General features: G+C 64.6%; 26 protein-coding genes. All 26 read right to left on the bottom strand.

All coding sequences use genetic code 11. From position 1 onward, the window contains the following. Positions 1-4 precede the first annotated feature (4 nt). The 26 genes from AC2FNL_RS10915 to AC2FNL_RS10790 all read right to left on the bottom strand — a co-directional run bounded on the left by AC2FNL_RS10915 (position 5) and on the right by AC2FNL_RS10790 (position 26,357). Positions 5-1,507, bottom strand: a complete 1,503-nt coding sequence (locus AC2FNL_RS10915) for a mannitol dehydrogenase family protein (protein WP_496833586.1) — start codon at positions 1,505-1,507, stop codon at positions 5-7. Continuing rightward, positions 1,507-2,280, bottom strand: a complete 774-nt coding sequence (locus AC2FNL_RS10910; RefSeq protein WP_093963214.1) for an L-iditol 2-dehydrogenase — start codon at positions 2,278-2,280, stop codon at positions 1,507-1,509. Before AC2FNL_RS10910 ends, AC2FNL_RS10915 begins: the two co-directional genes overlap by 1 nt. After that, positions 2,277-3,281, bottom strand: a complete 1,005-nt coding sequence (locus AC2FNL_RS10905) for an ABC transporter ATP-binding protein (protein WP_093963213.1) — start codon at positions 3,279-3,281, stop codon at positions 2,277-2,279. Before AC2FNL_RS10905 ends, AC2FNL_RS10910 begins: the two co-directional genes overlap by 4 nt. Positions 3,282-3,291: 10 nt before the next feature. Beyond that, positions 3,292-4,122 (bottom strand): carbohydrate ABC transporter permease, encoded by an 831-nt coding sequence (locus tag AC2FNL_RS10900; RefSeq protein ID WP_093963212.1) that lies wholly within the window; start codon positions 4,120-4,122, stop codon positions 3,292-3,294. A gap of 13 nt (positions 4,123-4,135) precedes the next feature. After that, positions 4,136-5,002 (bottom strand): carbohydrate ABC transporter permease, encoded by an 867-nt coding sequence (locus AC2FNL_RS10895; RefSeq protein ID WP_093963211.1) that lies wholly within the window; start codon positions 5,000-5,002, stop codon positions 4,136-4,138. 108 nt (positions 5,003-5,110) lie between these two features. Next, complete coding sequence (locus AC2FNL_RS10890) at positions 5,111-6,412, bottom strand: ABC transporter substrate-binding protein (RefSeq protein ID WP_093963210.1); 1,302 nt, start codon at positions 6,410-6,412, stop codon at positions 5,111-5,113. A gap of 98 nt (positions 6,413-6,510) precedes the next feature. Continuing rightward, positions 6,511-7,542, bottom strand: coding sequence for a LacI family DNA-binding transcriptional regulator (locus tag AC2FNL_RS10885; RefSeq protein WP_093963209.1), 1,032 nt, complete (start codon positions 7,540-7,542; stop codon positions 6,511-6,513). Positions 7,543-7,655: 113 nt separating this feature from the next. Continuing rightward, positions 7,656-8,555: an FAD:protein FMN transferase gene (locus AC2FNL_RS10880; protein WP_496833584.1), complete on the bottom strand. Its 900-nt coding sequence runs from the start codon at positions 8,553-8,555 to the stop codon at positions 7,656-7,658. After that, positions 8,552-9,070: a nitrous oxide reductase accessory protein NosL gene (locus tag AC2FNL_RS10875; protein ID WP_496833582.1), complete on the bottom strand. Its 519-nt coding sequence runs from the start codon at positions 9,068-9,070 to the stop codon at positions 8,552-8,554. Before AC2FNL_RS10875 ends, AC2FNL_RS10880 begins: the two co-directional genes overlap by 4 nt. Continuing rightward, positions 9,067-9,888 (bottom strand): ABC transporter permease, encoded by an 822-nt coding sequence (locus AC2FNL_RS10870; protein WP_496833581.1) that lies wholly within the window; start codon positions 9,886-9,888, stop codon positions 9,067-9,069. Before AC2FNL_RS10870 ends, AC2FNL_RS10875 begins: the two co-directional genes overlap by 4 nt. Beyond that, on the bottom strand, positions 9,885-10,778 hold the full coding sequence (locus AC2FNL_RS10865) for an ABC transporter ATP-binding protein (protein ID WP_496833580.1): 894 nt from the start codon (positions 10,776-10,778) through the stop codon (positions 9,885-9,887). The genes AC2FNL_RS10870 and AC2FNL_RS10865 overlap by 4 nt, the downstream gene beginning before the upstream one ends. Continuing rightward, positions 10,768-12,024 carry a nitrous oxide reductase family maturation protein NosD gene (locus tag AC2FNL_RS10860; protein ID WP_496833579.1) on the bottom strand — a complete coding sequence of 419 codons (1,257 nt, stop codon included), beginning with the start codon at positions 12,022-12,024 and terminating at the stop codon, positions 10,768-10,770. The genes AC2FNL_RS10865 and AC2FNL_RS10860 overlap by 11 nt, the downstream gene beginning before the upstream one ends. Before the next feature lie 3 nt (positions 12,025-12,027). Continuing rightward, entirely contained in the window at positions 12,028-13,935 is a 1,908-nt protein-coding gene (gene nosZ / locus AC2FNL_RS10855; protein ID WP_170369480.1) for a TAT-dependent nitrous-oxide reductase, read from the bottom strand. Between the two features lie 14 nt (positions 13,936-13,949). Further along, positions 13,950-16,124, bottom strand: coding sequence for a 4Fe-4S binding protein (locus tag AC2FNL_RS10850; protein WP_496833780.1), 2,175 nt, complete (start codon positions 16,122-16,124; stop codon positions 13,950-13,952). Beyond that, on the bottom strand, positions 16,121-16,585 hold the full coding sequence (locus AC2FNL_RS10845; RefSeq protein WP_496833577.1) for a DUF2946 family protein: 465 nt from the start codon (positions 16,583-16,585) through the stop codon (positions 16,121-16,123). The genes AC2FNL_RS10850 and AC2FNL_RS10845 overlap by 4 nt, the downstream gene beginning before the upstream one ends. Positions 16,586-16,705: 120 nt before the next feature. Further along, positions 16,706-16,969 carry a hypothetical protein gene (locus AC2FNL_RS10840; protein ID WP_170589094.1) on the bottom strand — a complete coding sequence of 88 codons (264 nt, stop codon included), beginning with the start codon at positions 16,967-16,969 and terminating at the stop codon, positions 16,706-16,708. Further along, positions 16,926-18,434: a cytochrome D1 domain-containing protein gene (locus tag AC2FNL_RS10835; protein ID WP_496833779.1), complete on the bottom strand. Its 1,509-nt coding sequence runs from the start codon at positions 18,432-18,434 to the stop codon at positions 16,926-16,928. The genes AC2FNL_RS10840 and AC2FNL_RS10835 overlap by 44 nt, the downstream gene beginning before the upstream one ends. A 70-nt stretch (positions 18,435-18,504) precedes the next feature. Next, the gene (gene nirJ, locus AC2FNL_RS10830) at positions 18,505-19,719 is read right to left on the bottom strand and encodes a heme d1 biosynthesis radical SAM protein NirJ (protein WP_496833576.1); all 1,215 of its coding nucleotides are present in this window, start codon (positions 19,717-19,719) and stop codon (positions 18,505-18,507) included. Between the two features lie 5 nt (positions 19,720-19,724). Continuing rightward, positions 19,725-20,207, bottom strand: a complete 483-nt coding sequence (ahbB, locus tag AC2FNL_RS10825; RefSeq protein ID WP_496833575.1) for a siroheme decarboxylase subunit beta — start codon at positions 20,205-20,207, stop codon at positions 19,725-19,727. After that, the gene (locus AC2FNL_RS10820; protein WP_496833573.1) at positions 20,204-20,656 is read right to left on the bottom strand and encodes an Lrp/AsnC family transcriptional regulator; all 453 of its coding nucleotides are present in this window, start codon (positions 20,654-20,656) and stop codon (positions 20,204-20,206) included. Before AC2FNL_RS10820 ends, ahbB (AC2FNL_RS10825) begins: the two co-directional genes overlap by 4 nt. Further along, entirely contained in the window at positions 20,653-21,642 is a 990-nt protein-coding gene (ahbB, locus tag AC2FNL_RS10815; RefSeq protein WP_496833572.1) for a siroheme decarboxylase subunit beta, read from the bottom strand. The genes AC2FNL_RS10820 and ahbB (AC2FNL_RS10815) overlap by 4 nt, the downstream gene beginning before the upstream one ends. Before the next feature lie 3 nt (positions 21,643-21,645). Next, a complete protein-coding gene (locus AC2FNL_RS10810; RefSeq protein WP_093963196.1) occupies positions 21,646-22,794 on the bottom strand; it encodes a cytochrome D1 domain-containing protein in 1,149 nt (382 codons plus the stop codon). Then, complete coding sequence (locus tag AC2FNL_RS10805; RefSeq protein WP_217357385.1) at positions 22,791-23,141, bottom strand: c-type cytochrome; 351 nt, start codon at positions 23,139-23,141, stop codon at positions 22,791-22,793. Before AC2FNL_RS10805 ends, AC2FNL_RS10810 begins: the two co-directional genes overlap by 4 nt. After that, positions 23,134-23,895, bottom strand: coding sequence for a uroporphyrinogen-III C-methyltransferase (gene cobA / locus AC2FNL_RS10800; RefSeq protein WP_496833570.1), 762 nt, complete (start codon positions 23,893-23,895; stop codon positions 23,134-23,136). Before cobA ends, AC2FNL_RS10805 begins: the two co-directional genes overlap by 8 nt. 212 nt (positions 23,896-24,107) lie before the next feature. Next, on the bottom strand, positions 24,108-24,515 hold the full coding sequence (locus AC2FNL_RS10795; protein ID WP_496833569.1) for a cupredoxin domain-containing protein: 408 nt from the start codon (positions 24,513-24,515) through the stop codon (positions 24,108-24,110). 54 nt (positions 24,516-24,569) lie between these two features. Next, a complete protein-coding gene (locus AC2FNL_RS10790) occupies positions 24,570-26,357 on the bottom strand; it encodes a NapC/NirT family cytochrome c (protein ID WP_496833567.1) in 1,788 nt (595 codons plus the stop codon). Between the last annotated feature and the right edge of the window lie 53 nt (positions 26,358-26,410).

The raw sequence follows: 26,410 nt of genomic DNA, 5'->3' as shown, positions 1-26,410 counted from the left end.
CCGGTCAGAGTTGGGCGCCCAGATACGTCGTCAGGGCCTGACGCGCTCCCTGATCCCAGATCACCCTGAGCCAACGGTCAAACGCATCGCGAAACGCGCCGGATTGTGACAGGTCCTGATAGTACTGGGTCTGCTCAAGCCAGGTGGTCGGGTTGTCGCGGGCCGCGTTGGCCGAGTTGACCAGATCGGACCAGTTGGGATCGTTGGGTTCGATGATACTTCCATCCTCGCGAGTGCCGGCACACATGCGGGCCCACAGCGCCTCGACCAGGGCCAGCCCGTTGATCGGCGCGGTGGCAGCCAACGCATCATAGACGGTGGGAAGTACGAAACCCACATGCCGGGATGATCCGTCAAAAGCAACGCGCCGCGTGGTGTCGACAATGGCTGGGTTGCGGAACCGCTCCTCAATCAAGGTGATGTAGTCCGCCACCGACTGATTGGGCACCGGACGCACGAAAGGCGCGATCTCTTCGACCAAAACCTTTCGGAAGAATGCTGAAACCAGCGGATCGGCCATGCAGTCTGCGATCGTATTCAGGCCGAGGGTCTCGCCGACATTGGCCAGAACCTGATGGCCCGCGTTCAGGATGCGCAGCTTCATGACCTCATAGTCATGAACGCGGTCGGTAAAGGTGGCGCCGACCTTGTCCCAGTCGGGACGTCCGGCACAGAAGGCATCCTCGATCACCCATTGGCGGAAGCTTTCATGGGTGACCGGCGCTGCGTCGTCGATCCCCAGCGCGCGCACCAACTCCAGCTCGGTCGGGCCGGTGGCGGGCACGATGCAATCGACCATCGAATTGGGAAAGGTACATTGCGTGTCGATCCAGTCGGCCAAATCGGGGTCCGACAGGCGCGCCAGCCCCAACACCGCCTGACGCAGAACCTGCCCGTTGCCGATCAGGTTGTCGCAGCTCAGCCCGGTCAGCGGACCGACGCCCGCATCACGCCGCCGTCGCAGGCCCGCGACGATTGCGCCGAAGGCGGTGCGCGGACGGTCGGGATTGGCGGCATCGTGGCGGATGTCGGGGTGGTCGGTGTCCAGCCCCTTGGTAACGGGGTGCACGAAATAGCCGCCCTCAGTCACGGTCAGCGAGACGATGCGGATCGCCGGGTCGGCCAGCTGCGCGATCAGCGGACCGTTGTCCTCTTGCGGGGGCAGGTAGTCGATCATCGCGCCGGTCACCTCGGCGCGGCGTTGGCCTTCGGTCAGCTCGACCAGCGTGGTCAGACAGTTCTGAGCAAGCAGCTTGCGCCGCATCTCGGCGTCATAGGCGCGCACGCCGGCACCGATGATGCCCCAATCCTGCGCCGCGCCCTGCTGCATCAGCCGGTGCAAATACCAGGCCTGATGCGCGCGATGAAAATTGCCCACTCCGATATGCACGATCCCCGGCGTCAGCGCCGCGCGATCGTATTCCGGGCGCAGAACACCTTTGGGCAACGCGCCCAGATTGGCCTGACACAACTGGACCGGTCGGGTATCCGCGGGGCGCTCCACCATCAGCTCATCCAATTTCCACCATCCACGTTGTATGTCTGAGCGACGATGTAATCGGCCTCGGACGAGGCCAGAAAGACCGCCATTCCGGTCAGGTCCTCGGCCCGGCCCATCCGGCCGAAGGGCACCGCTTCGCCCACTTCCTTCTTCTTCTGTCCCGGCGCCTTGCCCTCGTATTTGGCAAAGAAGGCATCGACGCCGTCCCAGTGCTCGCCATCCACCACGCCAGGGGCGATGGCATTCACGTTGATCCCGTGTTTGATCAGGTTCAGCCCCGCCGATTGGGTCAGGCTGATCACCGCCGCTTTGCTGGCGCAATAAACCGCCACGAGTGGCTCGCCGCGGCGGCCGGCCTGGCTGGCCATGTTGATGATCTTGCCGCCGGTGCCCTGCCCGATCATGTGTCGCGCGACCGCCTGCAGGGTGAACAGGGTGCCGGCGACGTTGATGTCGAAAACGCGCTGGTAATCCGCGCGGGTGATTTCCACGATCGAGGCGGCGGTGAAGATCGCGGCGTTGTTGATCAGGATGTCGATCCCGCCCATCCGCGCCACGGCGTCGGCCACGCCCGCCTCGATGCTGTCCTGCTGCGAGACATCCATTTCTACCGCGATCGCCTGCGGCCCGATCTCGCGCGCGGCCTTGCGCGCCTGCTGCACGTCGATATCGGCCAGCGCCACCTGCGCGCCCTCGGCGGCATAGGTCCGGGCAAAGGCCAGCCCGATGCCGCGCGCGGCCCCGGTGATCAGGGCCCGTTTGCCGACCAGCCGGTTCATGCGATCCGCAGCCCCGCCGCGTCGAACCGGTGGATCTTGTCTTCTTCCGGTGTCAGATGGATCGTGTCGCCATGGCGCAGGCCGACCTCGCCGCCGGCGCGCACGGTCATCGGCTCGGCAAACCCGTCCACATGGACGTGAAAGAACGTGTCCGAGCCCAGATGTTCGGACACCCCGACCGTGCCTTTCCACAGACCCTCGCTGGGTGAGGCGGCAATGTGCTCGGGACGTACGCCGATCGTGTGGGCGCTGTGTTTTTCGGCCTCGGGCCCTTCGATGAAATTCATCTTGGGCGAGCCGATGAAGCCGGCCACGAACTTGTTGCGCGGCGCGCGGTACAGTTCGAGCGGCGAGCCCACCTGTTCGATGACCCCCGCCTGCAGGACCACGATCTTGTCGGCCATGGTCATGGCCTCGACCTGGTCATGGGTGACGTAGATCATCGTGGTTTCCAGCCGGTTGTGCAGCTCGGATATCTCCAGCCGCATGCCCACGCGCAGGGCTGCGTCCAGGTTCGACAGCGGTTCGTCGAACAGGAAGGCTGCCGGTTCGCGCACGATGGCGCGGCCGATGGCGACCCGCTGGCGCTGGCCGCCCGACAGCTGGCCGGGGCGGCGGTCCAGATAGTCTGTCAGGTTCAGAACCTCGGCCGCCTGTTCCACGCGGCGGTCCTGCTCGGCCTTGTCCAGCCCGGCCATGCGCAGTGGAAACGCGATGTTCTTGCGCACGGTCATGTGCGGATACAGCGCGTAGGACTGGAACACCATGGCCAGACCCCGCTTGGCCGGCGGCACCGCGGTGGCGTCCTGACCGTCGATCAGGATGCGGCCGCCGCTGACGTCCTCCAGCCCCGCGATCAGGCGCAGCAGGGTGGATTTCCCGCAGCCCGAGGGGCCCACGAACACCACGAATTCGCCGTCGTTGATTTCGAGATCCAGCGGGGGAATGACTTCCACGTCGCCAAAGCTCTTGCTGACTTTCTCAAGTACGATGCGTCCCATGTGTCTTTCCTTACTTCACGGCGCCGAAGGTCAGGCCGCGGACCAGTTGTTTCTGACTGAACCACCCAAGGATCAGGATCGGGGCGATGGCCATGGTCGATGCCGCGCTGAGCTTGGCGAAGAACAGGCCCTCGGGGCTGGAATAGCTGGCGATGAACGCGGTCAGCGGGGCCGCGTCGACGGCGGTCAGGTTTAGGGTCCAGAACGCCTCGTTCCAGGCCAGGATGAAATTCAGCAGCACGGTCGAGGCGATGCCCGGCACCGCCATCGGCGTCAGGATGTAGAGGATTTCCTCTTTCAGCGTGGCGCCGTCCATGCGCGCGGCTTCCAGAATGTCGCCGGGGATTTCGCGGAAATAGGTGTACAGCATCCAGACGATGATCGGCAGGTTGATCAGCATCAGAACCACCACCAGCCCGGCGCGGCTGTCCAGCAGGCCCAGCTGGATGAACAGCAGGTAGATCGGGTACAGAACCCCCACCGCTGGCAGCATCTTGGTGGACAGCATCCACAGCAGGATGTCCTTGGTGCGTGCCGAGGGCACGAAGGCCATGGCCCAGGCGGCGGGCACCGCGACGATCACGCCCAGCAGGGTGGACCCGCCCGCGATGATGATCGAGTTCCACAGAAACCGCGTGTAGTTCGACCGTTCCTGAACCACCGCATAGTTTTCCAGCGTCCAGTCGAAGTTCAGAAAGATCGGCGGGCTGGCGATGGCCTGGGCCTCGGTCTTGAAGCTGGTCAGGATCGTCCAGAGGATCGGGAAGAAGATCAGCAGGCCGACAGCCCAGGCAAAGGCGGTATTGATCAGCTTGCGTTGTGTGGTGACGGTGCGGGCCATGATGTCGTCCTCCTCACGCGTCCAGGTTTTTGCCGACGATGCGCATCAGGAAGATGGCGACGATATTGGCAAGGATGATGGCATAGACCCCGCCGGCCGAGCCCAGCCCGACATTCTGGCTTTCCAGCACGCGCTGGTAGATCAGGTAGGTCAGGGTGCGGGTGCCGAAGGCGCCGCCTGTGGTCACGAAGATCTCGGCGAAGATCGACAGCAGGAAGATCGTCTGGATCAGGATGACGATCGTGACCGCGCGGCTCAGATGCGGCAGGATGATGAAAAAGAAGCGTTTCAGCGGCGGCGCGCCATCCATTTCGGCGGCCTCCAGCTGTTCGCTGTCCAGCGACTGGATCGCGGTCAGCAGGATCAGGGTGGCAAAGGGCAGCCACTGCCAGGACACGATCATCACGATCGACGGCATCGACGCCTCGGACAGCCACGAGATCGGCTCGGCCCCGAAGAACCGCCACAGATGGGCGAAAAGACCGTTGACCGGGTCCATGAACATGTTCTTCCAGACCAGTGCCGAAACGGTGGGCATCACGAAGAACGGGGCGATCACCAGAATGCGCACGACGCCTTGGCCCCACATCGGCTGATCCAGCAGCAGCGCCAGCAGGATGCCCAATACCACGGTGATGGCCAGCACACCGCCCACGATCACCAGCGTCGCCTGAACGGCGGGCCAGAAGGAACTTGAGGTTACGAACCGGACGTAGTTGTCGAATCCGACCCAACCCAGATCACCGCCGCGCAGCGGCAGGTATTTCTTGAAGGAAAAATACAGGGTCATCGTCAGCGGAACCAGCATCCAGCCCAGCAACAGGACCACGGCGGGGGCCATCATCAGGCGTGCGACGGATCGGGAGTGTTGAGTTGCCATGACGCAAGACCTCTCTGTTCAGGCGGCTTGTTGCCTGCGAGACTAACACGGGTTGTGGAAGGGGGGAGAGCGGGGGACAGAAACCTGCCCACCCGCCGGGAGGAGGCCTCAGTACCCTGCGGCTTCCATTTCTTCGGCCGTGAAGGCCTGTGCCTTGGCCAGAGCTTCGTCAACCGACTGCTGTCCGGCATAGACCGCCGAGAATTCCTGGCTCACCTGGGTGGCGATGCCCGCGAATTCGGGGATGGCGACGAACTGGATCCCGGTATACGGCGTCGGCTTGACGCAGCAGTTTTCCGGATCGGCCGCAAGGATCGACTTCAGCGTCATCTGCGCGAAGGGGATGTCCTTGTAGTTCGGGTTCTCGTACAGCGACTGACGTGCGCCCGGAGGAACATTGGCCCAGCCTTCGTTCTCGGCAACCAGTTCGATATAGTCTTTCGAGGTGGCCCATTCGATGAACTGCTTGGCGGCATCCTCTTTCTGGGTGCCGGCCGGAATGGCCAGGGCCCAGGCCCACAGCCAGTTGGCGCGCTTGTCAACGCCTTCCGAGTTCGGTGCCAGTGCAAAGCCAACCTGATCGGCGACAGTCGAGTCGTTGGGGTTGGTCACGAAGGAGGCCGCAACGGTGGCGTCGATCCACATGCCGCATTTTCCCTGCTGGAACAGCGACAGGTTCTCGTTGAAGCCGTTGGTGGCATACCCGGCGGGGCCGGATTCGTTCATCATGTCGACGAAGAAGGTCAGCGCCTCTTTCCACTCGGGCTGATCGAACTGGGGTTTCCAGTCTTCGTCGAACCAGCGCGCGCCGAACGAGTTCGCGGTCACGGTGATGAAGGCGCCGCCCTCACCCCAGCCGGCCTTGCCGCGCAGGCAGATGCCGTTGATGTCGTTGTCCCGGTCCGTCATCGCAGCTGCCGCTTCGCGGATGAACTGCCAGGTCGGCGCCTCAGGCATCTCCAGACCGGCCTTCTCCATCAGGTCGGTGCGGTACATGATCATCGAGCTTTCGCCATAGAACGGCGCCGCGTACAGCGTGCCGTCGTGGCTGAGGCCGCCGCGCATGGCGGGCAGGATGTCGTCCACGTCATACTCGGCCGACATGCCGTCCAGCGGCACAAGCCAGCCGTTCGCGCCCCAGATCGGCGTTTCGTACATGCCGATGGTCATGATGTCGAACTGGCCGCCCTTGGTCGAGATGTCGGTGGTCACACGCTGGCGCAGAACGTTTTCTTCCAGCGTGACCCATTCCACTTCGTGGCCGGTCGCTTCGGTGAATTTGTCGGTGTATTTCTGCATCCGGATCATGTCGCCGTTGTTGACGGTGGCGATCGTGATCGTCTCGGCCGACGCGGCGCCGGCGGTCAGGGCCGCGGCACTGGCCGCCCATAGAACAGATTTCAGGTACATTCTTTCCTCCCTGGTGTCGAATTACCTGGAGGAAAGCATCGTGAATTATTTGCCGCGCGTCAACTAAAATTTTACGCGCGTAAAAAAGTTGTCGAAAATCAGGCCGAACTCCGCAGTATTAGACGCGCGGGAAACAGGGTTTCGGTGCGCGCGCTCAGCCGCCCGCCGGATTCGACCAGTTGCGTCAGCGTCTCGACGGAGCGATTCGACACCGCGTTGTAGTCATGCGCCGCGGTGGTTAGCGACGGGCAGGTGAACTTGGAAAACGGATGGTCGTCATGCGAGGCGACGCGCAGGTCGCAGTCGTCGCCCAACCCGACCCGCAGGCCCTTTTCATAGCAGGCCGACAGGAACCCGATGGCCAGCCGGTCGTTGCTGCACAGAATGGTGCGCGAGGGCAGCCTGGGCTGCTCCAACAGCTTGAATGCGCCCTCGCGGCCGATTTCTTCGAATCCCCAGCCGCGCCCGTCGACCTTTATCACCTGCGGCTCAAAGCCCAGGCTCTCCATCTTCTTGACATAGGCGATTCGACGTTTGTTGGCGTTGGGGTTGGCGGGGTGGCGCATCTCGAAGAACGCGGGCGGCTCGCCGCTGCGGCACAGGTAATCGACGGTCTGTTCGATGAAGCTGGCATTATCCGATCCGACAAAGGCCGCGCCCATACCCTCCAGGTTGCTGTCAAACAGGATGGTGGGGATGTCCTTGCAGAACTTCTCGATGAACGATCGGTCGGAATCGCGCCCCAGCGGTGCCAGCAGCACGCCTGCCGGTTTCAGCGCGCGCAGGCTGTCGAGGATCTCGGCCTCCTGCGCGGGGTCGCCATAGGCGCTGTAGAGCGTCGGGCGGAACCCGGCCTCGATGCATTTTTCCTCGATGTTGCGGGCGATCTCGGCAAAGAACGGGTCGGCCAGATAGGGCACCACGATGCCGACATTCTTGGTCAGCTTGCGGTTCTGGTTCATGGCAAAGATGTTGGGGCGATAGTCGAACCGCTCCAGCGCCTGCTCGATCCGTTCGCGCGTCGACCGGCGGACGCTGTCGGGATCGTTGAAGTATTTCGAGACCGTCGGGCGCGAAATCCCGCTGACGGCGGCGAACTCCTCCATGTTCCGGATTTTTCTGGGTGCCATGCCTTGCCTCTGGCGCGGGGATACGGCCCGCGCCACTCTGAATTTGTCGGTGTTTTACCTTTTCTTATCGCGCGACAAATTTCAACGGCAGAGTTCCGGGACGGCCATTCCGGTCAGATCAGCATCTCGAGCCGGGCCTCAGGGAAGCGTTGCAGAACCGGCGCGATCCGGTCGGCGGGCAGCAGGCACAGCGCGGTCGACAACCCGTCGGCCAGCGCCGCGTCAGGGGCCGAGACCGAAACCGCCCGATGTCGGACCGGCTGACCCTGCGGGCCCAGAATGTGGCCATGACGACCGGCCAGTTGCGTCGCATCAGGGGCCGAGGTTGCCACCGCCCGGTCGCGCAGTTCGATTCGCCGGGTCACGCCCTCGGGGCCGGCCAAGCCGACGCGCCAGTCCGACCCGTCGACGCGGGTGCCGATGGCGGCGATCTCGCCCATGTCGACCAGCACATCGGTCAGCCCTTGCGCCCGCAACAGCGCCGCGATGCGGTCGGTCACGGCGCCCTGCGCGATGCCATTCAACGTCAGCGCCGCGCGGCCAGGATGGGGCAGGCGGATCGCTTCGGTCGAAACCGAAACCCCCTGCCACCCGACCAGCGCCCGCGACCGTTCCACTTCGGCATCCGGGGCGCCGCTCGCCAGCGCCATCCACAGCGGTTGAACGGTCGGGTCGAATGCGCCGCCGGTTGCGTCATGCAAGGCGGCGCTTTGGGTCAGCACCTGCAGCAGTTCCGGCGCCGGGGCGGGCAGGGTGCCGTCACGGTTCAGGCGGCTCAGCTGCGAATCCGGGCGGTACAGGCTGAAGATGTTCTCCAGACGGTTCAGTTCGGCTTCGAGCGCGGCGATGATCGGCGCGGCTTGCGCGTCGCTCAGCCCGACCAGTTGCAGGCTGGCGGGTGCCCCCAGCGCGATGCCGCGCCAGCGGGCAACCGGGGCGGCGCGCGCCATGGTCGGCAAGGCCGAACAGGCGGCCGAGATGGTCAGGAAACGGCGTCGGGACAGGAGGGTCATGCGGGTGTCTCCAGGGATTGGGTCAGATCGACGGGGCCAAGCGCCGCGTCGTCGGGAATGTCGGTTAGGGGCAGTGCGGTACCGCCATAGGATTCGATGAACCGTGCGGCGGCGTCCGGCGTGGCAAAGGGCACGATCTCGGGCGCGCCCATGCCGCCGGCCACGCCGGCGCCCACCACGAAGGTGGCCTGATCGGCGGCGATCCAGTTCGATATGCCCGGCTCGTGCCAGCTGGGGGCCGCGCCCATGTCGCTGACATAGACCGCGGTGATCTCGGCATCCCGCTCGGGGCTTTTGAGATAGGCCACCATGTCGCGCACCTGCGCGAAGAACAGAGGCGCGGGATAGCCCTCCAGATGTATCTGCCCCTTGGGCCCGCCGTGTTCGGCCACGTTCATCTGGCAGAAATAGCTGAGCGCGGTTTCGGTCAGATCGACCGGATCCGGCGGGGCGGCGGCCTGTTCTTCCTTGCAGGCTGCCAGCGCGATCAAGGCAATCAGGGCAAGGCGTGTCATGGCTCGACTCTCCGGAACGCCAACCGGGCCAGGGCAAAGGCCAGCACCGGCCAGATCAGCAGCGAGCCGGGCGCCGCCCAGGCGGGTAGGGCCTGCGCCGCGCCGGTCATGCCGGACGCCATCGCCACGCCCTCGGTGGCGGCGATGTTCCACAGACGGAAAGCGTCGGCCGGGTTGGCCACCATCACCCAGGGAAAGACGGATTGGGTGAAGACGCCGCCCTTGTCCATGACGACGGCTCCCAACAGCCCAAGATCATAGAGGACGACGAAGACCAGCCAGAGCCCGGCCGACAGACCTGCCGCCGCCGTTGCGCCCCTCGCCAGGGCGGACAGCAGGTATCCCAGCGCCAGAAATACGGCGCCCAGCAGGATCGAGGTGATGATCAGGCGGCCAAGCGCGAACAGGCTGTCCGCGCCCGCGCCGCCGAACCACGCGGCGACCGCCCCGGCGGTGCCGAAACCGACCGTCATGGCAAAGGCCAGCGCCGCCAGATGTGCGGTGAATTTGCCCAGCAGAATTTCCCCGCGCCCCGCCGGATAGGACAGAAGCAGCGACAGGCTGCCCCGGTCCACGTCACCGGCGATGGCGTCAAAGGAAATCATCAGCGCCAGCAACGGCGCAAGATATACCGAAAGCGTGGTCATCGAGGCGACCGACACCGTCAGCATGTCGACCCCCAGCGTGCCGGTGGGCGCGCTTCCGGCAAAGGTCAGGGCCAGCGCGAACAGGACCATGATCAGCGTCGCCACCAGCAGCCAGCGGTTGCGGCGCAGGATCAGCATCTCGGTCCGGGTGATGGCAAGGAAACGGGTCATTGCAGCGCCTCCTGAGCATAGTGGCGATAGAGGTCTTCCAGCTTGGGCGGGGTCATTTCCACGTCGGCCACCGCATCGCCCAGCCCGGCGATGCGGCGCAGCGCCTGCATCTTGTCGGCGGGCGAACACAGCAGCTCGACCGAGGCGCCGTTGATCCGGTTGCCGCCCAGTTCGGCGGCCAGCGCGTCGGCATTGGCGCGGGCGCGGACCCGCAGCCGGATCGGCAACCCTGCCAGAGCCGACAGGTTGGCCAGCGTGTCATTGGCCACCATCCGGCCCTTGCGCATTATGGCGATCCGGTCGGTGCGGGCCTCGACCTCGGTCAGGGCGTGGCTGGCGATCAGCACCGCGGTGCCCTGCGCGGCCAGCTCGTCGATGATGGCGTACAGGTCCTGGCGCGAGATCGGGTCCAACCCCGAGGTCGGCTCGTCCAGCAGCGCCAGTTTCGGCTGGCCCAGCAGCACCTGCGCAAGGCCCAGCCGCTGCCGCATCCCCTTGGAATAGGCGCCGATCCGGCGGTCCATCGCGTCGCCCAGCCCGACACGATCCAGCAGGGCGGGCACGTCGGCGCGGGTGCCTGACAGCTTGGCAAACAGGGTCAGTTGCTCGCGCCCGGTCAGGGCCGGGTGGAACGAGACCGCCTCGGGCAGATAGGCCGTGTCGCGACGCGCCTGCGCGCTGCCAGTGGCGGCGGTGCCGATGCGGATCGTGCCGGCCTGGATGGGTGTCAGGCCCAGGATCGACTTGATCAGGGTGGATTTTCCGGCGCCGTTGTGGCCCAGCAGCGCCACGCGCTGTCCGGGCTCGAGCGTCAGGGAGATATCGCTCAGAACGCGGGTCTTGCCGCGATCTTTGCAGACCGTTTCGATGGTCAGGGCCTTATCCGTCATGAGGCACCTTTTTCATGGCTGGGGGTTGAGGGGCTTGCATCAAGGGGTGGCTGTCGATCACGCCGCCCGGCAGCAGCGCCGGGAAGGCCGATTGCGACCAGCGCACCAGCTGCACGGCGGGCGAGCCGAGCAGCAGCTTGGCTGCGGGTTGGGTCCACAGCACATGGTCCATGCTATCGTTGGGGCGATAGGGGGCGTCGGCAATGCCGTCGCCGTTCACGTCAAAGGCGGCAAACTCGGACCAGTAGTTGCCGCGGCCGTCTTCCGACCACTCGACCCATTTGGTCGAGACGTATTTCACCTGTGTCCGGTTGCCGACAAAGGCGTTGCCGACGATACGGTTGCGTTCGCTGCCGGCGGTGAAATGAATCCCGATGCCGCAGCCTTCGAACCAGTTGTCGGTGAATTCGTTCTTGTTGGAATTGTACAGAAAGGTGCACTTCTCCTTGGCGCCTTTCACCACGTTGCCCGAGATCACGCTGTCATTGGCATAGTTCAGCATGACCCCGTGTTCGCGGTCGCCGACTGAGACGTTGTTGATCACCTGCACGTTCGAGGTGAACATCACCGCATAGCCCAGATCGTTGCCGATCGAGACATTGTCGCTGACGATGGAATCGTCGGCATACATGTAGTGCACGGCAAAGCGCAGATCGCGGAAGGTGTTGCCGGTGAAGGTGTTCTTCTTCGACGAGTTCACGAAGATTCCGTCGCGGCCAAAGCGGATGTCATTGCCTTCGACCACCGCGCCCGGCGCGTTCCAGACATAAACACCGTTGCCGCGGTCGTTCATCCGGCGGTCCTGCCGGCCCTCGATGCGGTTGCCGCGCACGATGCTGTCATCGGCACCGTGGATGTCGATGCCATAGAGATTGCCCAGTAGCACGTTGTTTTCCACCACGGCGGCGCGGGCCGTCTTGGTCAGTTGGATGCCGCTGTCGATCTCACCATGGTCCGACCCCGACCCGATCACGGTCAGGCCGCGCAGGTTGATGTCGGGTCCGGTCACGGTGATGACGCTGCCGGTGCCTTGTCCGTCGATTGTGGCCTGGCCCTGCCCGTCGATGGTGACGGGCCGGTCCAGAACCAAGCGTTCGGCATAGACGCCGGGGCTCAGGCGGAGGGTGTCGCCATCCGCCGCCTGCGCCAGTGTCTCAGTGATGGCCCCCGCCCGGTTGGGCACGTCCCAGTCCGCCGCCCAAAGCGGCGAGCCGAGCAGAAGCGGGATGAGCAGGGGCCAGCGCATGGGTCAGGCTCCCTGCGGTTCGACCAGCATCCGGCCGCGCATTTCCATGTGCAGCGCGTGGCAGAACCACTGGCAATAGAACCAGTGCACGCCCGGACGGTCGGCAGTGAAGGTGATCGAGGCGGTGGCCTGTGGCGCGACCTCGAAGGCGATGCCGTAGTTGCCCAGGCAGAAGCCGTGGGTCACATCGTCCACGTCATCCAGGTTGGTGACGTAGATCGTGACCTCGTCGCCCTGTTTGACGGTGAACTTCTCGAGGCTGAAGGTCGGCGCCTGCGAGACCATGTAGACCCGCACCTTGTTGCCGTCGCGGATCGGCTCTTCGGCGCCTTCCTCCAGATCGACGCCATCGGCCTCGGCCTGTTTGCGCGCATCTTCCCAGGTCGGGTCGTTGCGGTCCCAGACGTTGACCGGGTTGACGATGTCGCGGCGTACGATGATCGAGTCATGCGGCTCGGCGAAGGTCGGGCCGTCATGCACCACCTTCATCTCGTCGGTCGAGATGTCGATCACCTGCTCGTTCTCGGGCTTGAGCGGGCCGGTGTTCAGGAACCGGTCCTTCGAGAACTTGTTCATCGAGATCAACCACTTGCCGTCGGCCTCTTTGGTTTCACCCATCGAGGTCGAGTTGTGGCCCGGCTGGTAGTGCACATCCACCTTCGAGATGATCGGGTCGACGTCCTCGCCGTTGTAGGCGCGGATGGCCTTGTCGAGGTTCCATTTGACGATCTGGCTGTCCAGGAACAGCGTGGTGAAGGCGTTGCCCTGACCGTCATAGGCGGTGTGAAGCGGGCCAAGGCCCAGCTGCGGCTCACCCACGATGCACGACCGCGGATCGGCATCGCTTTCGAACAGCGCATCCAGCTTGGTCACGTCCATGATCGACACGGTCGGCGACAGCTTGCCGTTGATGCAGACGTGCTTGCCGTCGGGTGCGGTGTTGATGCCGTGCGGCGAGTTCGGGATCGGGATGTAGCGGGTATACTTCTTGTTCGACCCCTTGCGCCCGTCCAGAACCTTGACGCCCTTGATCTCCTGATAGTCGCCCGCGGCGATGCCGGCCTCGATTTCCTTGAGGTTGAAGACGACGACGTGGTCCATCTCGCTCTCGGTCATCTCGGCCAGGTTCATGCCCATTTCCGAGTTGTACGAGGTCGAGTAGGCGTATTTGCCCTGATAGTCGCAATCGGTGTTGTCGAGGTTGCCCGACACCATCACCTGCCAGGCGATCTCCATCGTGTCACCGTCGATGGCGGTGAAGATGTTGACGTATTGCGACGGATCGTCCAGCACGCTGCCGTCGTTGATCAGCGGGGTTTCGTCCTCGCCATTGGCAAAGACATAGCCGGTGCGCGGGAATTTCTGCGGGCGCAGACCGTGGATCGCCTTGGCGTTGGGGATCTCGATGATCTTGTCGCATTTCATCACGTCGCAGCGCACGCGGGCCACGCGTGTGTTGGCCTTGTCGTTCATGAAAAGATAACGGCCGTCATAGGTGCCGTCGGTGAACGACATGTGCGGGTGGTGCAGGTCGCCGTTGTCATAGGTTTTCATGCCGCGCTTGGCCAGGAACTCCTTGGTTTCCGGCAGAAGGCCTTCGGTCATGATCTTCAGCGACTCGTTGGTCTGGCCCCATCCGGTGGCCGAGCAGCGGTTGAACACCGGCACCCGCATCAGTTCGCGCATGGAGGGGAAGCCCATGATGCGCAGCTCGCCAGTCTGGCCTGAAGACCAGAAGCCGTAATATTCGTCCAACTCGCCTGGCGCCAGTTCGACCTTGGCCGCGGCGCTGGCCTGTTTGGCGGTCATCATCGTGGACCCAAGGCCGGTTCCGGCCAGCACGGCCCCGGTGGCCGTGGCCCCCAGCATCCCGCGGCGGGTGATGTTCAGTTTGGTGTCGTGGTCCGACATGGTCGTTCCTCCTTTTAGGAAACGGTTTGCGGTTTGGCGTTCGGATGGTTCGCCGGTGGTTGTCCGAGGGGGGTCTTGATCTTGACCGACCCGGTCTTGGCCCGCCGTTTCAGTTGGCGGATGACGACGGGACATTTGCTCTCGGACTGATAGAGCACCTGACAATGCAGGCAGGTGACGCACTCGTTCGGGTTGATCTCGCCGGAGGGGTGGATGGCCTGAACGGGGCATTCGTTGGCGCAGGTCTGACAGGGGTTGCCGCAATCCTTGTAGCGGCGCAGCCAGTCGAACATGCGGATGCGGGCGGGTATCGCCAGCGCCGCGCCCAGAGGGCACAGATAGCGGCAATAGAACCGTTCGATGAACAGACCTATTACCAGCAGACCCACCGCAAAGACCACGAAGGGCCAATCGCGCATGAATTTCAGGATGATCGCGGTCTTGAACGGTTCGACCTCGGCATATTTCTCGGCCAGCGGGATCGACACCATGCTCAGGCCGAACAGCGCCAGGAAAATCATGTACTTGATCGGCCACAGGCGCTCGTTCAGGCCCCAAGGCAGGGTCCATTGCGGCACTTTCAGCGCGCGGGCGATCTTGTTGGTCAGCTCTTGCAGGGCACCGAAGGGGCACAGCCAGCCGCAATAGGCCCCACGCCCCCAGAACAGCAGCGCCGCGGCCACGGCAAACCATTGGATGAACACCAGCGGGTCCAGCAGAAAGGCATCCCAGGTGAAGCCGCCGCGCAGGCTGCCGGCCAGCGCCATGATGTTCACCACGCTCAGCTGCGCATTGGCGTACCAGCCGACGAAGAACAGTGTCATCGTCAGGAACCCGATGCGGAACCAGTAGAAGACCCGCGCGTTCATCGTGGCGTGGAACTGGAAGAAGAAAGTGATCGTCAGCACCAGCAGCATGGCGCCCAAGACGGCGATCTCGACTTGGCGGTCCTTCCAGATGCGCTGCCACAGGGCCGATTTGGCGGCGGCCTCGCCGGTGGCATCGTTCACGACTTTGGGCGCGACCGCGACCGGCAACAGGTATTGCTCGGGCAGCTTGTAGCCTAGATCAAAGGTCAGGAAGGTCTTTTCCACCGCGCCGATGGCCCGCTGCACCAGCAGTTGCAGGCGGAACGGTTCGGTCGGGTCGAACTCGGCATCGGCGGGGATCTTGAAGATGTCCAGCTCGGTAAAGCTGGGCGCATCCTCGGCGGCCACCGTGCCCAGGCGACGGTGCTGACGGTCGAAGAACCGTTCCGAATTGTCGCCCTGGATCAGCTGGATCCGATCGAAGATCCCGCCGCGCACATAGCCCGAGCCCTTGAAGCTGTACTTGCCGCGGCCCAGCACCAGGATGGCGTGTTCGCCCTCGTCCAGCCAGTTGACCAGGTTCTGGTACTCGGCCTCGCCCAGCAGCGATTTGCCGATCGAAGGCACCGAGACCAGCGCCATATGCATGTCGATGAAAGTGTCGTCGGGGTTGCCCTTCTCGGGGCGCTTGATTGCGCGCTGGTCGCCGGTGGCCTCGAAGGCGGCGTTGACCTGACCCACGTCCAGCGTCAGCCGCCGGGTCGAGCCGTCGCCCGAGAGCGTTGACCAGTCATGAGTGTCGGCCTTGGTCAAATCGACTTCGCGCTGGGGGCCGTCAGCCTGCACTTCGGACAGACCGCCCAGACCCAAGGCGCGGGCCACCTTGATGCCGCCGCGCACAAGGCTGTCATCGATCACCATGATCGTCACGGTCGCACCCGAGATGATGTCCAGATCATGTCCCTCGCCGCCTGTCTCGACCTCGCGCTTGAGGTCCAGACCGGCATAGCCTTCGGTCAGCTCGACCATGCGCGCGTTGGGAATGCCGATCAGAACGATGGGTTCGGAATGTTTGACCAGCTTGACGCCGGTCAGCACCGCATCACCGTCGATGGCGGCGACGACGTGAATGGGCTTGCCGGAATAGCCGGTGGTGCCCACGAAATCGGATGTGAGAAAGGCCCAGGCGACGGTTTCACCGCCCTTCAGCACCGGGGCCACCGGCACGTCTTCACGCACCGGACCGATGGCATCGGCACCGGGCGCTAGTTCGGCGGGTTCGATCTCGGGCAGGAAGCTGGCCAGACTGTCGGCCCGCGCGCCAAGCGCCAGCAGGCAAAACAGGACAAGGGCAACAAGGAAATGGGCAGCGCGGGTCACGACCACGGCGCACCTCCTTCGGTTCGGGTTGACGCCATGGACGCTCGGGGCGCGCGTTCGGTTCTGATTTCGGGCTCGGCCGGGGGGCCGCGGGTTTCGGGCCACAGCCGTTCGGAGCTGTACGAATCCAACAGATCGGCGCACTCACAACGTGTTATCTGCACAAATCCGGGCTGTTGCACCTGCGGCAGGTCCGGGACCGGTGCCGCCGCCGTGATCGCGCACAGGGCGCAATCGGCGCATTTCGGGCAGGCCGCGGTCGGGTCGCCAGTGTCGCCTTCCAGGTCCACCTGCACCCAGACCGCGCCTGCCTCCGAGCAGATCTCCATCCAGGTGCCCTGGCCGGGACTCGCCAGCGCTGGCCCAAGCACCTGCAACATCAAAAGAAGGATGCCCGCCAGCCCGGGTGCCACGCGTATCGCGCGGACAGGGAGGCTGTGGTTTTTGCGGGCGGCGGGCATGGAGACTCCGACTCGAATTTGATGTTGCCCGAGTCGTAAGTGAATGGTTGGCGGTGCGACTTGACTTCGATCAGGTGGTCAAAAAAATGGCACTTCGGTTTGGCGGCCGTGCGCCAGGGATCAGCCGTCGGCCTCATCCATCAGCCGCCGCACCCAGCGCCCCGCCAGCCAGCTGGCCGGAACCCCAAGGGGCACACACCAGATCAGCGCGGCCACCGGTGGAACTGCGCCGAACCCCAGCGCATGGGCGATCAACCCGGCCAGAAACAGGTTGATGGCGACAGTCAGCGCCGTCGCCGGATACAACAGAATGGCCAGTTTCCAGACCGGCCAGCGCCCGTCAGTGGCTGGTGCCTTCCGAGAAGGTGATCTTGTTCCAGACATTGTATTTCCCCGAAGGTTTGCGCATCGGCAGGCGTTTGATTTCCTCGAGCGTCTGCGCGTCATAGACGATCACCGCGCCGTCATCCTCCCAGATCGACACCAGCGCATGGGCGCCGTCGCGGGTGAATTCCACATGCGCCACGGTCTTGCCCGGCGCGGGCCGCAGGGTTTTGACGATCTCGAGGCTCTGCTTGTCGATCACATGCATCGCGTCCTTGTTGGGGCCGAAGAATACGTCGGCCCAGACATAGGGCGAGTTCTCGTGGCTGCGCATGAAAAAGCCCGGGCCTTCGGTCTCGATCCGCTTGATCGTTTCCCAGGTGCCCATGTCGATGACCGAGATGGTGCCTTCGGTCAGGTGCGGCGTGGCCATCACCGTAGTGCCACCCCGCTGCCAGGTGATGCCCGAGCCCAGATGCGGCATGCCGGGCAGGTCCAGATCCGCCACTTTCTGCCCGATCACGAGGTCGATCACCTGACCGTCCTTGCCATCGCGCGACGCGCCCATGACGTATTCATAGCTCTGGTCGAAAAAGAAATCGTCCAGATAGTCGGGCGTGGTGATCTTGCGGACGGGGAAGGGGTCGGGATTCTTGAACTGCCCCTCGATCCGGAAATCATGACCCAGCCCGAATTGCGGCGGGTTATCGCCATAGAACACTTCCCAGATCTCGGGCACATCCTTGAGCGCCAGCACGAAGCTTTCGCGCGGGGGGGCCTGGTACACGGCCGAGACCCGGCTGGGCTTGCCCTGTTTGCCCTTGACCTCGACCACCTTGGCGACCGACAGATCCTCAGTCGACAGCAGGGTCAGGCTGTTGGGCAGATAGTTCGCCACGGCCAGCCATTTGCCGTCGCCCGACATGGCGATGTTGCGGCTGTTCAGGCCGGCGCGGATGCGGCCCACCTGTTTCAGCGCCCAGATGTCGTATTTCTGCACCCAGCCATCGCGGGACATGATGAACACATAGCGCCCGTCGGGGCTAAACTTGGGGCCGCCATGTACGGCAAAGGGGGTCTCGAACCGGTCCAGAACCTCGAACGTGTCGCCGTCCAGAACGCTGACATGGTGATCACCGGTTTCCACCACAAGCGTGATGTTCATCGGGTCGCTGTCCCAAACCGGCGCATCGACCGGTGCGTAATCGGCATCCAGCGTGCGGCTGGCCATGATCTGTTCGGCATCCCATTCGGGGTCCACCTCCAGCGGAGATTTCAGCCAGCCCGCCAGTTCCTCGATCTGAAGTGAGTCCAGCTCGTGCGCGAAGGCAGGCATCTGGGTCGCGGGGCGCCCTTCGGCGATGACGGCGGCCACGCGGGGGCCGCGCATGCGTTTGAGTGTTTCGGGGATCAGCGCCGGGCCGACGCCGCCCAGCCGCGCCTCGCCATGGCAGCTGGCGCAATGCTCGGCGTAATCCGCCTCCGGGTCGGCCAATGCCGCCCCGACCGCCAGAACCGAGCACATCACGGCGACCGTCGTGGTGCGGGTGATGCGTGTGCGCGCGGCATTTTTTGATGCGTCAGGGCAGCGGTCGTCAGAAGAACTGATGCGCCGGATCATGGCTTTTCCCCCGGAAAGGCGTGACCTGCAGGCGCTCGCCGGCACCGTCCACGCCGATTTCTTCATTGGTCAGATAGCAGGCCGGATCTTCGGCCCATGGATCGCCGGTCAGCTGCAGAGCGCGAATGCGGGTGTTGCCGCCGCAGACATCCTGCAACCGGCAGGCGCCGCACCGCCCTTTCAACGGGCGCGGCCGCGTGCGCAGCAGGGCCAGCATCGGGTCATCCCCGGACCACAACTCGGAAAACGGAGTGAGTTTGACGTTGCCCACCGTGTAGTCCGACCAGTAGGTGTCGGGATGGACGCGGCCCAGATTGTCGATATTGGCCACGCCCAGACCGCTGGAATTGCCGCCCCAATGGGCCAGGTGCTCGCGCACATGCGTGACGGTATCGGAGTTGAACCGCGCTGCGGCCCAGTTCAGGAAATACCCGGCATCCGCGTCGTTGTTGCCGGTCACGATGTCCAGCGGGCTTCCGCCCGATGCGGCCTCCCATGCGCGGTCCAGCAACAGGTCGAGCCCCTGCCGGGTGCGCTGATGTTCCGCGTCCTCGCCCCGGTTCTTGTCGCCGCGCCCCGCATAGACCAGATGCGAGAGATAGAACTTGTCTACCCCCTCGTCGTCGCACAGTTTCAGCAGGTCGGGCAGGTGGTGCCGGGTGCCTTCGGTCAGGCAAAACCGCAGGCCCACCTTGATGCCGCGCTTCTTGCATTCGCGGACGCCGCGCAGGGCGTCAGAGAAGGCACCCTCGACCCCGCGGAACCAGTCGTTGGTGGCGCCGATCCCGTCCAGCGAGATACCGACGTAATTAAATCCGACTTCCGCAATCATGTCTGCGGTTTCGTCGTGGATCCGCGTGCCGTTGGTCGATAGCGCCAGCATCGGCACCAGCTGGCGCGCGCGCCGGGCGATGTCGAAGAAATCGAACCGGTCCAGAGGCTCCCCGCCCGAGAGGATCAGGGCCGGGACGCGAAACTGGCCCAGATCCTCAAGGGTGACCATGGCTTGCTCGTGGCTGAGCTCGCCCGGGAAGGCCACATCCGCAGACACGGTGTAGCAATGGCGGCATTTCAGGTTGCAGCGCCGGGTCAGGTTCCAGATCACCACCGGCTTCACCGGTCCGGGGCGGCGTTTGCGCACCGGCGTCGGGTTGACCAGCTGCTGCATGTATTCTGTCAGGCGGAACATCGGTCTCAGCCTTTCGCTTTCAGGCGCAGCCCGGTTTTTTTCAGGATGCGCGTGGAATAGAGGATGTCGCTGCCCCGGCAGGCCGATCCCAGGATCGCGGCGATCTGGCCGCGTTTGTCTTCGACCTCATCGGGCGAGCTGCCATGAACCATGGCGAACAGGTTGTAGGGCCAGTCGGGCAGGGCGCGGGGCCGTTCATAGCAATGGGTGACGAAGGGCAGTGCTCCGATATGGGCGCCGAGTTCGGTGATCAGGTCGTCCTGCACGTCCCAGACGGTCATGCCGTTCGATGTCATGCCCAGCTTGTAGTGGTTGGGGGCTGCGGCGATCCGCCGGATCACCCCGCGCGCCTTCAGTGTGGCCAGCCGGTCCAGCAGGGTGGCCTCGGGCACACCCAGGTCGTCGGCGACCTGCGCATAGGGCGCGGGCACCAGGGGCAGCCCGCCCTGCAGCGCCTCGATGATCCGTCTGTCGGTTGCGTCGATCATGCTGCCACCCGGAAGCCGATAAAGAATTCCTGCAGTTTCGGGAACCGGTGAACCGTGATTCCCGTCTCGCGTTCGATCGCGTCGGCCGTGGCGGTGATCGCTTCGGGCGTTTCGGTCGCCAGAACGAACCACATGTTCAGCCGGTGCGTGCGCTCATAATTATGTGCCACCTCGGGGTGCGCATTGACTTTGGTCAGGACGGTTTCGAACTCGACCTCGGGCACCGCCATGGCGCACAGGCAGAAATCCCCGCCCATGGCGGCGGCGTCGAAGAACGGGCCGAACCGGGTGATGACCCGGTCGGCCTTCATCCGAGCCAGCCGGTCCAGCAGGTCCTGTTCGGTGATCCCCAGTTCGGTTGCCACATTGGCATAGGGGCGGGGGGTCAGTGGCAAGTCCTCCTGCAGGCGGTTCAGCAGGCGGCGGTCGGTGTCGTCCAGCGGGGTCATGCGGCGGCCTCTTTCGGTTTGATCAATGCGCCGGTCTGTTTGAAGCATCGGGTCGAGAATAGAACCTTGTGCGCGGCGCCTGCCAATTCAGGCAGGGCGGCGGCGCCGGCCAGGATGCCCCGCGCTTCGGAGCGCGACCGGGCGTGGATCATGGAATAGAGCCGATAGGGCCACACGCCCTCGACCGGCTGGCGCTCATAGCACAGGGTCACGCCGGGATGGGCGGCCAGTGCGGGGCCCGCGTGGTCGATCCGGTCGGCGGGCAGGTCCCACACGACCATGGCATTGGCCGACCACCCCAGCGCCCGATGCCGCACGATAACCCCTAGGCGCGAGATGACGCCGGCCTTGTGCAACACCCGGATGCGGTTCATTACGTCCTCGGGGGTGCGGTTCAGGGACCGGGCCAGCGCCGCGTAGGGGTCGGCCATCAGCGGCAGCCCCGCGCTGAGAGCCTGCAGGATGTCGCGGTCGCCTTGGCGCAGAACGCTCCGGTCCACCGCACGCGGCCGTGGCACGCGCCGCGAGCAATCCGACATGCGGAAACCCAGATCGACGTTGAACGGGCGGACCAGACGCAGGTCCAGCACGCGCAGCCCGGTGCGGTCGCTGATCCGGGCCAAAGTGGCGTCCACATGCGCCCGGTCGGGGCCGGTGGCCACGAACCACAGGTTCCAGTCATCCTCGCGCTGGTAATTGTGGTTCACACCCGGCTCGGCGTCGATCAGGGCGGCGATCTGTTCCACCTTGTCCTCGGGCGCGGCGACGGCAGCCAGAGTGCTGGCCGAGGCCACGCCGGGCGCGACCGTCGCGCCGACGCGGGTGATGCGCCCGGCGGCGCGCATGCGGGCCAGGCGGTCGATCACCTCGGTCTCATCCAGCCCCAGCGCCGCGGCCAGCACCTGGAACGGCCGGTCGGCAACGGGAAAATCGCGCTGCCAGTCATCCAGCAGCCTGCGGTCGATCGGGTCGGTGATATGGCACATCGCTTACAGCCCCGTTCTGTGCGCACGCGCGGTGAAGAAGATGCCCGAGGGGCTGTCGGCCGGGATTTCCCGCAGCTTTTCAAAGCTGTGGGTGTCATAGACCATGACCGTATTTGCATCGCGCACGCTGATCCAGACCTCGTGCCCGCGCGGGGTGAACTCCATGTGCAGCACCGCCGGGCCGGGTTTGAACTCGTGGATGACCTGTTTGCTGACCGTGTCTATCACTTGGATCGTGTCGTTCAGCGGGTGGGCGAAATTCACCCAGACCTGCCGGCCGTCGGGCCGCGCCATGGCAAAGACGGGCTGGCCGTATGTCTGGGTGCGCCCGGTTTCCGTGAGTGTGTCGGCATCGACCCAGAGCACCTGGTGATGGCCGACGGCCGGCAATATGAATTCGGCGCCCGTATGCGCCCAGCCTTCCAGATGGGGCATCTTGTAGACGGGCAACTCCTGTTGACCGCGCCCATAGCCAGGCAGCACCCGGATCGGTTCGGGGGTGTCCGCCCACAGGTCCAGCGCGGTCAGCCCGTCCTGCCCGAACAGACCGGTGATGTAGGTGCGGCCATTGGCGGTGATCAGCGCGTCATAGGGGTTTTTGCCCATGTCGGTGATCTTGGTGATCTGCGGGTCGGTGCCGCGCGCGAAATCGGCGATCCAGGTCTCGCCCGTATCCCACATGGTGAATACGAAACGGCGGCCCGGCGCATCGACCAGGCCGATGGTCTTGCTGCCGGTGGGGATGTCGGCCACCAGATCCAGCGTGTCGGCGTCAAAGACGCGCACCCCGCCGGGTTCATAGTTCGACACCGCAACCAGCGTGCCGTCGTCAGAGATCGCCCCGCCGATGGCGTTGCCGGCCTGTACGACTCGATTGGCGATCTGCCGGGTCACGATATCGACTTTGGTCAGCCCGCCGTCGCGCCCGAAGACATAGGCAAAACGTTCATCCGGCGAATAGACCAGCGAGGCATGGGACAGATCGCCCAGCCCCTCGATCCGGGCCAGCGCGGCGCGGTCGGACTGATCGACCAGCAGGACCGAACCGGCGGCCCGTTCTATCACCAGCCCCAGGTCTCCGGTGGCGGTGGGTTCGGCATGGGCTGCGGTCATCAGCAGCGAGGCCGCGAGGCCAAGGACAAACTGTTTCATTGCGCCTCCGGTTTCAGCAGATAACGGGCGATCCATTCGGCTTCTTCCGCGCTGATGAGGGGCCGCCAGGGCGGCATGGCCGTGTCGGGGATGCCGTCCAGGATTACGCCGGTCAGGATTTCGGGGTCATAGTGCTGCAGGTTTCCTGCGCGCAGATCGGGGCCCAGCCCGCCTTTCAGGGTCAGGCCGTGGCAGGACCCGCAATCCTGATGCACCAGACGTTTCAGCGCGTTAGGGTCCAGCGCATCGGCCGCAAAGGCCGAAGTGGCCACCAGCACGGCGGCGGTCAGCACCGCGCGCCCGGGCCAGTCCCGACGGGCCGGTTCAATGGGCAGAGTCCTAGCCATGAGCGTGCTCCAGCAACTCGGCAACGGGCCGTTCGGCATACAGCGACACGACCTTGCCGATGATGAACAGGGTAGGGGCGGCCAGACCGGCCGCGCGCACGTCGGAGGCGACACGGTCCAGACGCGAGACAAGGCGGCGCTCGTCCGGGGTGGTCGCCTTGCCGACGGCCAGGACGGGGGTCGATCCCGGCAGGTTCTCGGTCATCAGGCCCATAGCGATCTGGCCGATATTGGCGACGCCCATGTAGATGACCAAGGTGGTGTCAGGGTCCGCCAGGCGCTTCCAGTCGAGGTCCAGCACCTTGTCGGCCTGACGATGTCCGGTGACATATTGCACCGAGGTGGCCAGCCCGCGATGGGTCAGCGGCACGCCAGTCGTACAGCTTGCACCCTGCGCCGCGGTGATGCCGGGCGCGTATTCCAAGGCAATGCCATGGTCCGTCAGAAACGCCGCCTCTTCCGAGCCGCGGCCAAAGATCATCGGATCGCCCCCCTTGAGGCGGGCAACTATGTGGCCCGCGCGGGCCTGTTCCAGCAGGATCTGGTTGATCCGGTCCTGTGGCACGGTATGGCATTTCGGCGCCTTGCCCACGGGGATCAGCTGCGCGCCGGGGGCGTGCATGGCCAGGATCTCGTCCGAGACCAGGCGGTCGTAGACCACCACATCCGCCTCGCGCAGCATCCGCAGGGCGCGCAGGGTCATCAACTCGGGGTCTCCGGGTCCGGCGCCGATCAGAAAAACCTTACCGCTCATGGTGCAATCTCGCTTGGTCTGAATGTCATCGGGACCCGGGTGTTCCGGTAGGTTCCGAGCGCGGACAGAGCGGCGGATCGGGACGTTGCTGGGGTGGCCGGGCGTGTCATGGCCGCAGACTGGCGCATTCGCAAAGGGGCCTCCTTGACATAAGTTAAGGAGCGCGGGATTTGCGCCCGCGCTCCTGTTGTTTGCCTGTATGTCTGCTGCGTTCAGGGTTCGACGGTGACCATACCGACCATGTTCTGGGTTTCCCAATGAGGGCCGCACAGATAGTCCTGCGGGCCGGGCTCAAGGAACGTCATCTCGACCGACTCCTCGGGGAAGATGCGGTCGGATTCGGGCTGGCTGCCGTCCTTCAACAGCACCGAATGGCTGGTGCGCTTGTCCACGTTGACCCAGCGAACCGTGGTGCCGGGTTTGACCGTGATCCGGGCCGGGCAGAAGTTGTACTTGTACATCAGCACCACCTCGGCATCCTGCGCTGCGTCAGAGGGTTCGCCGAAGAGTTCGACATAGCGCTCCTCGGCCTCGGCGCAGATCTGGTCGGTTTCATCGGCCAGGGCCGGCAGGGCCGCAACAAGGGCCAGGACTGCGGTCAGAAGGGGCTTGGTCGTCATGGTCGCATATCTCCTCGGCTGTGGAAAAGGGGCCGGATCGCCGGCCCCTTTTCGCTACTGTTTGACCACGTTGATGTCGGCGCTGTCGTCATCCAGCGCGAGGCTGGTGTTCAGCGTGACGTGATGGAACCGCGCCGCCGTATGGTCATCGTGGATGGCAAAGCCCACCGTGTAGGTCTTGCCCGGCTCCAGCGGGACGTCGCCCGGCGCGCCCGAGTTCAGCGGACGCGAGAATACCACCGTCCACATGCCGCCCGACAGGCTGGCCGAGGCCGAGATCTCGCCATCATTGACCACGCGCTGTTCCAGCAGATAGCCGTTGGTGGCGCTGCCGTCGGCATAGACGCGCATCAGGTCAAGGAAAGTGCCGTCCTGCAGGTACTGCGCGATCTGCTCTTCGGCCTGCAGCTTGTCCCAGCCGCCCAGCGGCTTGCCGCGCCGGCCTTTGACTTCGACCTCGGTGCGGCTTTCGCTGATGTACTTGGTGACGGTGTCCTTGGCCGTCAGGCGTCCAGCCACGTCCGGGTTGGCGGCGATGGTTTCGGCATCGGGCGCAAAGGGCATATAGGTGTTGTCGGCGTGGCACGAGGCCCAGCACCCCACCTGTTCGCCCAGCTCGATCCCGGTACCGGTGATCATCATGGCGACCTTGATCGGGTTGTCCGGGTCCATCTTGCCGCCGTCGACGAAGGGCACGGGATTGTGACCCGCATCCGCCCATTGCAGCCGGATATACAGGTTTTCGTCGTCATGCGCGGCCTGAACCGTGGCGTCGATCACCCCGCGCTTGCCGGGGATCGGGGTCGGTTCGAGATCACCGCCGGCGACAATCTTGTTGCCGATCGCGTCCAGTTCCTTGGCGTGGCAGGTCGAGCACTGGTCGCCACCCTTGGTCAGCGGGCGTGCGCCGCCGTGGGTCTTGCCGTTCTGTACCCATTCGAACGAAGCCTGTCCCGGATAGAACAGTTTCAGATCGGTGCTGGCCACGGCGTTCCAGTCGATGTTGCCGCCCACGTCGCCGCCGCCCGAGGCCGTGGCGTCGGTTGCGGTGCCATCGGCCTTGGCGCGCTCCTCGGCCACTGCAGCGTCGACCGCGTCGGCGATCTGCGCCTGCACAGCCTCCTGCTGGGCCTTGCGGGCGGCTTTCTCGGCTTCGGCCTCGGCGGCCTCCTTGGCTTCGATCCGTTCCAGGCTGGCCAGGTATTCCGGCGGGATCGGACGGGCGAAGGCCGGGTTCGGGGCTTCGAGCTCTTCCAGGAAATCTTCGGGTGCGCGGTCACGGATGTTCGAGTGTGCGATACCCTTGTGGCAGTCGATGCAGGTCTGGCCCACCTCCATCGCGTTCAGGTGCTGCTGCCGCGCGCGTGGCTTCTGGAACTCGGGCATCATCGACTCGAAATCGTGGCAGTTGCGGCACTCGCGCGAGTCGGTCTTTTTCATCCGCTGCCATTCGTTCATGGCCAGATGGATGCGCTTGGCCTCGAATTTCTCGGGCGTGCTGATCGAGCCAACCATCTTGCCGTACAGCTCTCTCGAGGCTTTGATCTTGCGGATGATCTTGTGCGTCCAGTCCTTGGGCACGTGGCAGTCCGAACAGACCGCGCCCACGCCCGAGCGGTTCACATCATGGATCGTGCCCTTGTACTCGGTGTAGATATAGTCGCGCATCTCATGGCACGAGACACAGAAATTCTCGGTGTTGGTGGCTTCCATGGCGGTGTTGAACCCGCCCCAGAAGATGATGCCGGCGACAAAGGCCGCGGCGATGCCGGCCACGGGCATTCCCCACAGGAAATACCGGCGCCAGATCGGTTTTTTCTTTTCCGGTTCGGACTGGGTCATGTCCAGGCTCCGTTTTGGCTGTCATGTCTGGCCTTGGATTTCAGGCCGGTTGG

Source organism: Ruegeria sp. CRTD044 (assembly GCF_059613485.1).
Note: the sequence above shows the minus strand (reverse complement) of the source record. Positions and strands in the feature narration are given on the sequence as shown.